Origin of the sequence: Allocoleopsis franciscana PCC 7113 (assembly GCF_000317515.1) — a bacterium.
In the GTDB taxonomy this organism is placed as follows: domain Bacteria; phylum Cyanobacteriota; class Cyanobacteriia; order Cyanobacteriales; family Coleofasciculaceae; genus Allocoleopsis; species Allocoleopsis franciscana.
The window spans coordinates 5982158-5994559 of record NC_019738.1 but is presented as its reverse complement, the minus strand read 5'-3'; the positions used below and the strand labels follow the sequence as shown (position 1 = coordinate 5994559).

The window sequence follows — 12402 nt, the reverse complement described above, 5'->3', positions numbered from 1 at the left end:
AGCTACACAGCCAATTGCATAACAGCCAGTTACGCTTCTTCCCCTACCTCAATCCCTGTCAAAAGATGGGAATTAGATAATTTTGCAATGCACTACACCATAGCAATTCTATTTGAGTCGTGAATTTCTCAACTCTCTCTTCTTCCTCTTCTGTCTGTGTCTCTGGGGTTCAAACCCGTTAAGTTCACAAATCAAAGAAGGCTGCTATAGCTTGATACAGCAGTTAGTGTATAAAAACTACTCTAAGCACCAATTTTTTCCCGCAAAACTAGCGCAAACGCTTTTGCTTCACTCTTATCATTAGGCCAACCCCTAGCATGAGTAATTCTACCTTCGACAGTGGTAACCGCGACTGTGGGAAAGCCTGCAAATCCTAAGTAAGCAATCCAAACACACAAGGCTATAATGAGAGCGCCAAGCATAAGTGTAACTAAATTACCCCGTACTAAAGAAACCAATACGAGGGAAACCAATATACCAATGCTACCTATAAGAATAGCCACAAAAGATTTCTGCTGATAAAAACGCACAGAAACCACCTGATTAAGGGGCATTTCTTCGCGAGTCCCGTTCTGAAATAAATCTTTCTTGCTCAGAAATATCAGTCGTTTGTCTGTAATTGTTCCAAACTTATTACTGAGTACTTCTTGTTCTCGTGAGCCTCTAGACATATAACGTCAATTATGAGATAAACGAACACGATTCTAACCTCATATACCTTAGTTTGGCTGTAGAATATAAAGATTTTTTTTCCTGATAAAGGAACCTGTTTTTTCTACCTTCAATAAAAATACCCTAATCTTAAACCCCTATTTACGGCAGCAACAAGAAGGATACTGTTGTCAATCTTTTTTGAGAAAAAATCACAGAGGCACAGCGTTTGTAGAGGAAAGAACAAGAGAAAATAAACAATATATACCAAAAGGATATACCAAAAGGCAAAAGGCACATGACACAGGGCAGAAGGGTTTTTAACTGCTATGTGGTCGTTTGGGCTGTTAAAGAAAGTCCCAACCGTTATGGCTATAGCTATAAAAGACAATATAAAAGATTATAGATGCGGATTTAGTTTTACAGAGGTAGGTAGGGGCATGACAAGACTAACATTTTGGCTGTGACCGAATATTTGAAATACCGTGCCCCTACACCTTACGTTACGATACTTATTTCGTTGCTACCACAGCTAAATTCCAAGCCAAACGTTTCATCAATGGTAGTTTCTTCAAGAAATTATCGAATTGTTCCAATCGCAAATAGGTCGGTGCTAATCGTTCTTGCTCCAAAATGATTTTCTTCCAATAACGCTCCTGATTAGGGTTAACTTTTTCTACCAAATAGAAGCGCAAGAAAATCCAAAGTGTGGCTATCCAAAAGGTATCGTAAGCGGTTTCGGAAAATAAAGATTGGATGTAATTAACAATATTAATATCCAGCGGCATTTCATCTTCAGTACGCACTTCAGTCGCTATGCGGCGATAGACATTAATCACCGGATTGTGCTTTAATGGGTCCCAAAAACAGGCTTTTCCACCCGGTTTTAGGACTCTGTGCATTTCTTTCAAAGCGATTTTGGGGTCTGGGATATGGTGTAATAAATTGGAGGCATAGATTAAATCAAAGGTGTTATCTGGAAAATCCAACGCCATTGCATTGGCAGTGCATCCTTCAATTTTGACTCCATTCGAGGCCGCTAACTTGAGCGCCACTTCTACCATTCCTGGTGAATAATCGGTCGCTACACAATGCGCCCCTTGTTTGGCAAAATAAACACTATTTTCACCCGCACCACATCCCAAATCTAATAGCCGCTTACCTCGGATGTCTCCCATCTGCCGTAGAATAAAGCGATTTTCGGGAGCGGTACAAGCTTCAAAATAGTCAGCAACCCGAATTCCATCTATATCAATAGCGGCAGCCCAATTATCATGGAAGCGTCGCTCTTTTTCCAAGGTTTCGTCTAACATTTCGTTTTCAGCACACTTTTGCTAAATGATTTTACAAGGATCAGTTAGAAATTTCAGGCAAAAAATGCATCCTTATTCACGATTTGGGGTTGAATACGGTCAAGGGATTGATTTGGAGCGTGCAGGAGTTCACTAAATCATTTTGATCGTAGTTCAGGATATTCAATAAGAGATAGGCTGAATCTTGACCCCGAACGGATAGGTCAAATTTGGTGCTTTTTTCGGGAGTATGACGATAGGCACTTTCTGTTGAACTCACGATGTCACCTTCTTTATCCAGCATTGCCACTCGTAGAGAGGAGCCAACACAAGCTTGATCCAGGTAATCGATCACACCCGAAACTTTGGCTTGGTCTGTCAGTGGGCCGAGATAAAGTAAGGATGTGCCTAGCTGCTGAGTACGGTCTTCCCTGGCTTCTTGATCGGGTAGAGCCGTATTCGGCTGTTCTAATCCTTGATTCCTCAGCGCTCTAACGAGACGCAGTTTGGGCAAGGGGAAGGATGATGAATCTGGCGCTTCTAACGTTCCTCCTCGTTCCTGAGACGTTGCCACGTTGGAAGCCAAGGTTCCCCGAACCGTACGATCGCGTCCGTTTGGCGATCGCTCGACAGAGAGTGCCGAAGATGATAAGGTCTTGGCTCTACGCCCAGAGGGGGATGGCAAACCCAGTGCTTTCACTAACGATGTGGATTCAAACAATCGGTAAGTTCTCTCCTCCTCACCCCAAGGGTAATCGCGACGAAAAGCAACCACTTTATACCGATTGCCTGAGTTTTGCCTCACAGTTGTGTTGTGTAACCACTGACTCAGAATAATCCAATTTCCCTGGGAACCGGGTCGTTCACCAATTTGTTGCTGCATGGCGTGGAGGGTTCGCACCGCTGTCGCCAGAGACGTGGGACGAAGTCGCTGGTAAATATTCACAACAACCCCGTTCTCAAACTGAAACTCTGTCGGGAGGCGTCGAAAGTCTTGGGCAAACTCCCAATTTTGCGTAAACGCATCAAACACCACGTTAACAACATCGTTTTCTTGATTAGGTAGCCATTCCCCAACCGCAGGATTTTGAGCGGGGTTACTTGAATAAGCCGGCAACCGACTGGGAACCACCACATACTGCGCCTCCACCATTTCCTCTAAGGGATAAGAATCACGAGAGTCCACTTCAGGCGCAGGCAAGGTGTTTAAAACCCGATCCTCTTCAGGGTAGAGGAGGTACTCCGCTGATCGCAGCATATTTCCTGTCAACTGAAGCCGTTGAAAACCTACCACTAAAATCGGCTCTCCTTCAGGAGTCAGTTGACGTAGGGAGTTGACCAATCGAACGACCTCATCATAGTCTGTACGCACCAAGGGAGGCATGTTGAGGGCAAACAAGGGATGAAAAACACGGCTCATTGTCCCAATTGGAGCTAATCCAACCATGAAGTTAACCACTAAATAGCCACCCATCACCCCTAACAGGAGCGATCGCCTTTTCCCCCTCAGCCTGATCCAAGTTGTCCAGATCAAGGCAACCAACCCGATAACGATGAACGGTGTGACTTGTAACGAATAAAAGACGTTACCGTACCGTAGTACAACCAGCCATACACTCAGGGATAAGACACCGGACAACCCCACTAAGCTCACACCGGTTAACGGTAAACTCCGAGTTAAAAGACTTGCCGAAAACCCCAGTAGCACTAATAGCCACGTTCCCCAGCCATAGAATGAGGCGTATAAGTTGAAAATGTCACTAAAGGGTAAGCTCCAAGAAGTGTAGAGGTTTTTGTAATTTGTGGTTAAGGCGGCATAGGTAAACTGTGGTGCGACAATCCATAACGTAGCCAGCACTGTAGCTCCAATCAGAGCAATCCGCACACCAGCCAACAGCAAATTCCGCCACGCCATGGCATGGGTATTGTGCCCCCCCGTTGTCGTCGGTTCTCGCCACAGCCAAGGCGCGAAGGCAGCTAAGTAGGTGGAAACAGAGGCTAAGCGATAGTTCAGAGACTCTCTCCTCCCCACCCGCGATCGCAGCCACCTCCAGGGTTGGACGATGGGGTTGAGGCTTTCTCTCAGAGATAGCACCTGTTTCTCATTCACTTCTTGGAGTGACGCTTTTCCTACCTCAGCGATGAAGAAGAGTAAAGCTTGTAACGTGATGGCTCCGAGGAACGTTACGCCTGCGTAGACGAAGGGACGGCGCAACAAAATCGCCGCCCCAATCAAGAATCCGATCAGAGGAATTCGCCACCCTGTCTTGAGTCTGACATCCTGCAAGTAAAAGAACGTTGCCAGACCCAAAAAAACCGCTCCCCCAGTGTCTGGAATGCCCATAAATGTGGGTATCCAGCTCACGGGGATGAGTAAGGTTAAAAATGCGGTTGCCCAAAAAACCGGGCGCGAATGTGCCCGGATGAGCTGGGTGGCGATCGCTCCCATCACCAAGGCAAAGGGCAGCAGATAAACCAGTGCTAGAGCGATTTCATAAACCAGGCGGGAACTGCCGAAGACCAAAATAAATGGAATCAACGGCAGGGTGAACAGGCGATTGCGCTCTGCGATCAAAGACTGCTGAACCCGTTGTATCGCCTCACCTGGAGATTCACGCCCGGTTGTGACAATATCCAGAGTTCGTGCATACCAGTCAATCCACCAGTGAAAGTTATGCTCACTGGAGATGTAGGCCGTGGTGATAATGATGATCATTAACGCTAGCAACGCTAGCAGTCCCGCATCCACTAGAAGTTGTTGGCGAACTTCTAGGCGAAATCGGCGATTTGGCATAGTCTCAGGCTTGTTCCGATACCAAAAGGCTAAAAATTGCTCTCACGAAGTGTAGCAAGGCGTCACATTTCTTCCTCTGTTAGGAAATCAATCACTGTTGATTAACCATCGAACCCTGAACAACAACGGATTCTTCTGTTACCCCTGATTCATTCATACTGCTTTCCCCACGCCCAATCCGTAGGGTTTGGTCGCCTTGCAATGATCCATACAGCCGATTGAGGGCGTTCACATAGGCTTGAGCAGAGGCAACAATGATATCGGTGTTGGCAGCATGACCGGAGAATACCCGATGATTGTGCCGCAAGCGAATGGTCACTTCTCCCATGGCATCAATACCCTTGGTTACGGACTGCACAGAAAACTCAATCAACTCGTTGGGGACATTCACCACCCGGTTAATGGCTTTGTACACCGCATCCACGGGGCCGGTACCGATCGCCGCATCCATCAGTTCTTCACCTGCTGGGTTTCTCAGGTATACGGTGGCGGTCGGACGCGCCTGATTGCCACAAGAGACCTGTACTAATTCTAAGTGGAACAGTTCTGGAGTTTGTTGGGTTTCATCATTGGCGATCGCTTCCAAATCCCAGTCAGAAATTTCTTTTTTCTTATCTGCCAGTTCTTTGAAGCGGATAAACGCTTTATTCAACTCGGTTTCCGAAAGCTCAAACCCTAGTTCCCGCAAGCGAGTGCGGAAGGCATTGCGCCCGGAGTGTTTGCCCAAGACAATCTGATTTTCCGTCAAACCAATGGACTGGGCATCCATGATTTCGTAAGTCAGCCGGTTCTTGAGCACCCCATCCTGATGAATCCCTGATTCGTGAGCAAAGGCATTGGCTCCCACAATGGCTTTGTTCGGCTGCACCAACATCCCGGTGAGGTTGGATACCAAGCGAGAGGTTTTATAAATCTGCCGCGTGTCAATGTTTGTCAGGGGGGCTTCTGACTCCACAGGGCGTCCCAAGAAGGGGTTGTAATACTGCCGCCGCACGTGCAGCGCCATCACCACTTCTTCTAGAGCAGTATTTCCCGCCCGTTCACCGATGCCGTTGATTGCACATTCCAACTGCCTCGCCCCATTCTTCACAGCTTCCAGGAAGTTCGCCACCGCCAAGCCGATATCATTGTGCCCGTGGACGGAAATAATCGCTTGGTCAATATTGGGGACGTTGTCTTTGATGCCCTTAATCAGTGCCCCGAATTCGCTTGGGGTAGTGTAACCCACGGTATCGGGGATATTGATCGTGGTGGCACCGGCTGCGATCGCCCGTTCTAGCACTTGGTAAAGGTACTCTGGATCGGTGCGCGTGGCATCCATGGTTGAGAATTCCACGTCATCCACGAAGCTTTTGGCATACGCAACCATTTCCTCGGCGATCGCCAGTACCTCGGCTTTGGATTTCTTGAGTTGGTATTCCAGGTGAATGTCTGAAGTCGAGATAAAGGTATGAATTCGCCCCTTAGCGGCTGGTTTAATCGCTGCCGCTGCGGCTTGGATATCGGCTTTAATCGCTCTTGCCAAACTACAGATCACCGGGCCATCTTCTGTCCCCACGGCTTTGGCAATTTTTTCCACCGCTTCAAAATCTCCGGGGCTAGCAAAAGCGAAACCCGCCTCAATCACATCAACTCCCAGACGCGCTAGTTGCCGCGCAATCACCAGCTTCTCGTCTACATTTAGGGTTGCTCCGGGGCACTGTTCCCCATCCCGGAGGGTGGTGTCAAAGATAATAATGCGGTCTGTTTGCGGTTGCTTGTTCATAGCTCGGTTTGGCAAAAAATGAAGAGTTAATTGTCCTCAATCTATATAAGATAGAAGTTATTTTTTACTCAATTATATTTAATAGTCAATTTTTTCAATCCGTTCTCGGATTTCATTTAAATCGATGTAACGGTCAGTTGCATTCCTTAATTCCCTGGCAATCATTCCCTCGGTTGAGACGACTGTAATATGTGTATTCTTTGAGCGTAGTAATTCAATCGCTCGTTCAAAATCACCATCTCCACTAAAAAGAATCACTTTATCGTACTGATCTACTGTATTAAACATATCGACAACAATTTCTATATCTAAATTAGCTTTTTGAGAATAACGACCGGAATTATCATCGTAATATTCTTTGAGAATTTTTGTCCGGACGGTGTAACCAAGGCTGATTAAGGCATCTCGAAATCCTCGCTGGTCTTGAGGGTCTTTTAATCCGGTGTACCAAAAGGCGTTGACTAATGTTATGTTTGGCTCACCTTTGAAGTAATCTAATACCCTTCTTGGATCGAAAAACCAGCCGTTTTTTTGTTGAGCGTAGAACATATTGTTCCCGTCTACAAAAATAGACAGACGGTTCATGGGGCATGGCATATAAACTAAGACCTAATAGTTTTAGTGAATTTAATTGAACTTCTTATTTTAGCAACTTTTATTTAATCATTTGCTAATAGTTACGTTAAAGCGATAACCCTTAAGGGTTCTCCTTCTTTTTACTTCATTTTTTCAACTCCTCCCTTTAAATCACCCTCAGGCGATAAACCTAAAAGCATGGTTGGCTAACAGGATAACTTGAACTTAAGTATATTTGGTCAGCACACAGTGAAGTCTGCTGCGGAAGTACTTTATTAAATTTACATTTAAATTGTAGTTCTGAGTGGACTCTCCTCAGCAACCCAGCACGATATGAGATTATTCAAAAAATTTCAGGCTAGATATTCCGCTTGAACTCATAGAAGTGGTCGAGGACGAGCGGAATGTAGAGAGATACTCAATCACTTGATTGGGAGGCTTGTGGGGGATTTAGATAAGAACACCAGTCACTCCAACCCCCTGCATAGAGCTTGCCGGTATGAATCCCAGCCAATTCTAAGGAGAGGAGATTGACACAGGCGGTGACTCCAGAACCACAATAAACAATAATTTCTTTTTGCGTTGTGACATCAAGCCATCGCTGTTGTTGCTTATCGATTGGGTGCAGATACCCTTGAACATCGGTCACGTCTTGCCAAGGGTAATTAACGGCACCGGGTATATGATCAGCGATGGGGTCAATCGGCTCTCGTTTCCCTAAATAGCGATCGCGCTCCCGCGAATCGACTACTACCACACCGGGTAAATCTTTACGAACTTTGAAGGTGTCAATATCCACCCACCAATCCGAGCGTATTTGCGGTACAAACGTCCCTGGTACGGGTGTTGGAGGTAAAACCTCTGTAACCGGGTATCCCGCTGCTTGCCATGCCGTCCAGCCCCCATTGAGCAAGGCAACCTGGTCATGTCCCATGTAACGGAGTAGCCACCACAGACGTGCGGCAAAACCCAAGCGAGAATTATCATAAGCGACGACTAAAGTTTGTTGAAAATTCACGCCCATGGCAGCTAATTTCTGCGCTAGTTCATCGATATCTGGCAACGGGTGACGCCCACCATGAAGCCCCACAGGTGCGGATAGGTCTTGATTTAAATCAAGATAGTGAGCCATTGGGATGTGACTCTCTAGATACTGTTGATGACCCACATCTGGCTCAGTAAGTACGAAGCGACAATCCACAATCACCACTTGCGGGTCATCTAGATGTTCCCTAAGGTATTCAGCAGAAACGACAAAAGGGGAGTCCATTATGCAAGATCACCAATTAAAAAACTTATATGAGATCTTGCCCTATTCTCAGCCGTGAACAAAACCGATGGACAAGTCTTACTCCACCCAAATAGGGAGTTAGGGCATGAGAAATGGTTTAGGCGCTTAAATCAGAGTTCCAAAACTATGTTTTTTTCGCTGAACTAAACACGCTGGCAAAAATAACAATCTAGTTGAAAAGGTTAAAAAGCTGACTGTACAAACTTTTTTACCTTTTTCCTTGTGCCTCCTGCCTTCTACCTCCTGCCTTCTTTCACTAGGCTATGGGCACAATCATGCCCTCGCGAGCTAGGAAGTCATTGGGGAAAACAGACCTAACTTGCTCTTCTACCTGATCGAGAAAGTCATCATCATAGTCGGGGTTGTAGCGAGACATGACGATTCGTTTAACGCCCGCTGCTTTTGCTGTTTCAATCCCTGTCTGCCAAAGGCTGTCTTTCCAGAGCCGTGACGAAGATGAGACGCCACCCTCTAAGAAGGAATGAGGAGCTTTCAAAATCAGCAAATCGGCTTGCCGTGCTAGATGGAGCAGTGCTTGATCGATGTGATCCTGGTAGCAGACGCGATCCATGGCGTAGACCACTGAACGTCCTTGCCAAGTGATTCGATAACCCATTGCCCTGTGTGAGTAGTTGAGAAAGACGGTCTCAACGGTCACATCGTCCAATAAGATAGTCATGCCAGACACCAGCTCGTAGAACTTCAGCTCCGAGCGCATCACTTGCAGGGGAACGGGAAAATTGGGACCGAGCATCTGGCGACTCAGCCGCTGTTCCATCGAGGTTCCATCAGATGCCTCTGCTCCGTAAATATGAAAGCAGTTGCCTGGAAGAAGGGCGGGGATGAAAAAGGGAAATCCTTGGATGCTGTCCCAATGGCAATTAGTAAAGAAGATGTAAGCTTCCACGGGCATCGCTTTGAGCAAATTATTGCCCAACAACCGTAACCCGGTACCGCCGTCAAAAATCAGACGTTTGTTGCCAACCCGTATTTCAACACAGGATGTGTTGCCCCCGTAACGGATTGTCTCTTTTCCCGGAGTGGAAATTTTATCTCGAACGCCCCAAAATTGAACGACAAAATCATCTCTAGAGCCAGTTACCATATCGGCTCTATCATTCGATATACGTGGGGTTGGTGCCGCTGGCTGGAAATCTGGCATTGTTACAATTTAGTTAGCCTGGATTAGCAACGCTTCACAGCAGCAGATTTCCACTAAATGAGAGTCAGATAGAACGGGCATCGCTGTGTGGGTGACTAGGGCTTTGGGTTCAAAGGGGCAGAGGTCACATATTTACTAAGATAAGAAATTACGTAGGGTAATGTCGTACAACAACCATTCAGATTCCGCACTTCCCCTACGTTAAATTTTCTAGCACCCTTGGTCTTGGTCAGGAAGTTTTTGTTAGGTCAGTTAATTTTAGCGTTCTTGAAGGAACATAACCTGTGAGTTCCGTCACAAATTGGATATGGAGGGCGAAAGATGGAGAGAGATTGCGCGTCACTCAGGGATAGAGACATCGCAGTTGCTCCTACGCCCTCTCAAAAACGCTTATCCCTTACCCATTTAGGTTTAGGACTCGGCGTCTGAATCTCTTCCTTTCTCGCTACCGGCTTGGATGCACTTCTCTACCAGTGGCATGACGTGCCCGACATCTTTCCAGCCTAAAATTTCTGTAACTTTTTTTTCTAGGTTTTTGTAAGTCCTGAAAAATTCAGCAATTTCCTCCAATCGATGCGGCGCGATGTCTTGAAGAGATTTGACATGGGTGTAGCGCGGGTCTTTGTCGGGAACACAAAGAATTTTTTCGTCGCGATCGCCTCCATCAATCATCTCTAGCATCCCAATCGGTCGTGCGGCAATGACACACCCTGGAAACGTCGGTTGATCCATCAATACCATACCATCGAGCGGATCGCCATCATCCGCTAATGTGTTAGGCACGAACCCGTAGTCATACGGATATTGCACAGAAGCATAAAGTACACGGTCTAGTGCAAAGGCTTGTAAGTCTTTGTCAAACTCGTACTTATTCTTACTACCCGCTGGAATTTCAATCAGAACGTTGATCAGACCTGGTTTAGGTTGAGCCGGAATGCGTGATAAATCCATTACAGAATTTTTAAGCGACACAGCAGATTGGGGGAGCCTTGCAATCAAATACTTTTTGCCACAGGTAACCCCAGGAGTAGGCTTTGACCAACCCCCGTGTAGCATTCTAAGCGAAGACAGGTACGACCGGCTTGTGGTTGATCAGATTCCCACTGCCTAAAGAGCGAATCTTTTTCAAATCTTCATAAGTTTGGCTCGGCATCGGTCAATCTCAAACAGCCGTTGCCACTGAAAACCAAGCTAGTTTAGAGCTAACCACTAGCACCCGTCGGTATTTTTCTGTAACTCCCCCGATTTAGGTCTATAACCAGGGGGGATGTTTTGAGTCCTGCATTGCTATGGTGTGATTTAAGCTATCTGTGGAATCACTTTTCTGGCCTGGGTAGCGAGTAAGTCGTCTGTTGCAGAACATCCACTCCGCTTGAAGAGTAATGAGCGATGACGAACAGAGGTAATGTCAAGGTTAATAAAGCAATTACCGCTCCCATAAACTCTGCCCACCTATAGGGATGGGGATCAGAAGTGTTGGCAGACGGACTACTGGATTCCATAAAAAATTTTTTGACTGAAACTCGGTCAAATGGTAATGAAAAGCAAAGGAAAGAGTTTTATTTCTCACCCATGTACTTCATTTTAGCGATTTATCTCTTTTTAATTGTCTTCTAGAAAACAATCTCAAAGAAGTACAGCTAGAGAGATCGACTGACCGCTTAACTTCCTACCTGTGAAAGAGGTGGAATTTTCGGTCTCAACCTAAAATTTTTGATCTCGACTGCCAGATTAACTGGAGATTCCCGTCACACTTAATAAAAAACCGCCTCTAGAAATAGGGCGGCGTGATTAAGCAATCGGAGGGTAGTACAAGCTTACGGTGCAGATTTTGGTTTTCGTTGTAACGAGGTTTACAAAACTGACTTCTTGTCAACTACCTTTCGGCATAAGCTTTGATGGGTTCTTGGATCAAGCGGATGTACAGATGTCTAAAAGTAGACTTAATTACACGAGGCATCCCAAAATCAAGCGGGACTAAAGCATCAGGAAGTCTCCAATCCATCACTTGCAGTTCCATGGGTTGCAGGTGGGGAAAATCCATCTCCCTCAGTTGTGGACACAGCCCTAATCGTTGACTCGCGGTTACGGTGGGAACGAGGGATGGGTCAACATTGAGGATGTCTAGTATGGCGCGATCCAGGGCAAAGACATCGGAAGACGCCCCCAAGATATTCAGCGATCGCGGTTCGCCTGCACTAGGGCCATTTCCTTCATGACCGATGATACCATCGAGAATCGTCAAGTCGGGATTAATCGCCCGTGCCGTTTCCACCAACATTTCCCCAAAACGTTGTTCATCCTTCCCCGCTTCCATGTGCCACCAGGCTTTCATTTTGCCAGGGACACAGCCGAATAAGTTCTTGACGCCCAAGGTGATGGTTAACTGCGAGTGAGACTTCACCTTAGGCAGGTTAATCACGACATCGGCGTCCATAGCTTCTTTGCACAGGCGCAGATGGTTGAAGGTTGTACTCGCTGTTTCGTAACGCTGACCGTGAAATTCTACGATGGGTAAGTTGAGTTCTTCCATCAGCGGCAGATAGCCATTTGCCTTGGCAACCCCCCAAGCACTCCCAAAAGCAGGGCTATCTCCCAAAAAGGGTTTGCCTCCTGCTTCTTGTACCAATTGAGCGACAGTGTAAACCAGTTCCGGACGAGTGATGCATTCTTTGCCGGGACGCCCACCGGTGAGAAGATTGGGCTTGAGCAGGACGCGATTGCCCGGTTTCACAAAAGCGCCCATTCCTCCTAACGGTTCCAGCAAGGTTTCTAAGGAGGAGCGCAGTTGCTGCCGATTATAGGAATCAGCACGAATTAAACTAACCGTAGACATGATTTTATTTAGATCGTGAAGTTCGGTTGAATCAT

The 12402-nt window shown here is 46.5% G+C and carries 10 protein-coding genes; all 10 read right to left on the bottom strand.

Going from position 1 to position 12402, the window contains the following annotated elements:
• Nucleotides 1–242: 242 nt before the first annotated feature.
• The 10 genes from MIC7113_RS24560 to MIC7113_RS24520 all read right to left on the bottom strand — a co-directional run bounded on the left by MIC7113_RS24560 (nucleotide 243) and on the right by MIC7113_RS24520 (nucleotide 12367).
• The gene (locus tag MIC7113_RS24560; protein WP_015184900.1) at nucleotides 243–671 is read right to left on the bottom strand and encodes a hypothetical protein; all 429 of its coding nucleotides are present in this window, start codon (nucleotides 669–671) and stop codon (nucleotides 243–245) included.
• Nucleotides 672–1163: 492 nt separating this feature from the next.
• Complete coding sequence (locus MIC7113_RS24555) at nucleotides 1164–1964, bottom strand: class I SAM-dependent methyltransferase (RefSeq protein ID WP_015184899.1); 801 nt, start codon at nucleotides 1962–1964, stop codon at nucleotides 1164–1166.
• A 76-nt stretch (nucleotides 1965–2040) separates the two neighbouring features.
• Nucleotides 2041–4737 (bottom strand): hypothetical protein, encoded by a 2697-nt coding sequence (locus MIC7113_RS24550; protein ID WP_015184898.1) that lies wholly within the window; start codon nucleotides 4735–4737, stop codon nucleotides 2041–2043.
• 91 nt (nucleotides 4738–4828) lie between these two features.
• Nucleotides 4829–6502 carry a 2-isopropylmalate synthase gene (locus MIC7113_RS24545; protein ID WP_015184897.1) on the bottom strand — a complete coding sequence of 558 codons (1674 nt, stop codon included), beginning with the start codon at nucleotides 6500–6502 and terminating at the stop codon, nucleotides 4829–4831.
• Nucleotides 6503–6580: 78 nt separating this feature from the next.
• Nucleotides 6581–7099: a LabA-like NYN domain-containing protein gene (locus MIC7113_RS24540; protein ID WP_015184896.1), complete on the bottom strand. Its 519-nt coding sequence runs from the start codon at nucleotides 7097–7099 to the stop codon at nucleotides 6581–6583.
• A gap of 397 nt (nucleotides 7100–7496) precedes the next feature.
• Nucleotides 7497–8348: a sulfurtransferase gene (locus MIC7113_RS24535; protein ID WP_015184895.1), complete on the bottom strand. Its 852-nt coding sequence runs from the start codon at nucleotides 8346–8348 to the stop codon at nucleotides 7497–7499.
• A gap of 277 nt (nucleotides 8349–8625) precedes the next feature.
• Nucleotides 8626–9531 carry an MBL fold metallo-hydrolase gene (locus MIC7113_RS24530; RefSeq protein WP_015184894.1) on the bottom strand — a complete coding sequence of 302 codons (906 nt, stop codon included), beginning with the start codon at nucleotides 9529–9531 and terminating at the stop codon, nucleotides 8626–8628.
• Nucleotides 9532–9942: 411 nt separating this feature from the next.
• Nucleotides 9943–10482 (bottom strand): inorganic diphosphatase, encoded by a 540-nt coding sequence (locus tag MIC7113_RS24525; protein WP_041781239.1) that lies wholly within the window; start codon nucleotides 10480–10482, stop codon nucleotides 9943–9945.
• 365 nt (nucleotides 10483–10847) lie between these two features.
• Nucleotides 10848–11033, bottom strand: coding sequence for a hypothetical protein (locus tag MIC7113_RS37790; protein ID WP_015184892.1), 186 nt, complete (start codon nucleotides 11031–11033; stop codon nucleotides 10848–10850).
• Nucleotides 11034–11407: 374 nt separating this feature from the next.
• Nucleotides 11408–12367 carry a DUF362 domain-containing protein gene (locus tag MIC7113_RS24520; RefSeq protein ID WP_041780208.1) on the bottom strand — a complete coding sequence of 320 codons (960 nt, stop codon included), beginning with the start codon at nucleotides 12365–12367 and terminating at the stop codon, nucleotides 11408–11410.
• Nucleotides 12368–12402 lie beyond the last annotated feature (35 nt).

Excerpts from the sequence above, each read along its gene's own strand:
- MIC7113_RS24545 (WP_015184897.1), bottom strand. The coding sequence starts at position 6,502 with ATGAACAAGCAACCGCAAACAGACCGCATTATTATCTTTGACACCACC.
- MIC7113_RS24530 (WP_015184894.1), bottom strand. The coding sequence starts at position 9,531 with ATGCCAGATTTCCAGCCAGCGGCACCAACCCCACGTATATCGAATGAT.
- MIC7113_RS24525 (WP_041781239.1), bottom strand. The coding sequence starts at position 10,482 with ATGGATTTATCACGCATTCCGGCTCAACCTAAACCAGGTCTGATCAAC.
- MIC7113_RS24520 (WP_041780208.1), bottom strand. The coding sequence starts at position 12,367 with ATGTCTACGGTTAGTTTAATTCGTGCTGATTCCTATAATCGGCAGCAA.
- MIC7113_RS24540 (WP_015184896.1), bottom strand. The coding sequence starts at position 7,099 with ATGCCATGCCCCATGAACCGTCTGTCTATTTTTGTAGACGGGAACAAT.
- MIC7113_RS37790 (WP_015184892.1), bottom strand. The coding sequence starts at position 11,033 with ATGGAATCCAGTAGTCCGTCTGCCAACACTTCTGATCCCCATCCCTAT.
- MIC7113_RS24535 (WP_015184895.1), bottom strand. The coding sequence starts at position 8,348 with ATGGACTCCCCTTTTGTCGTTTCTGCTGAATACCTTAGGGAACATCTA.
- MIC7113_RS24550 (WP_015184898.1), bottom strand. The coding sequence starts at position 4,737 with ATGCCAAATCGCCGATTTCGCCTAGAAGTTCGCCAACAACTTCTAGTG.
- MIC7113_RS24555 (WP_015184899.1), bottom strand. The coding sequence starts at position 1,964 with ATGTTAGACGAAACCTTGGAAAAAGAGCGACGCTTCCATGATAATTGG.
- MIC7113_RS24560 (WP_015184900.1), bottom strand. The coding sequence starts at position 671 with ATGTCTAGAGGCTCACGAGAACAAGAAGTACTCAGTAATAAGTTTGGA.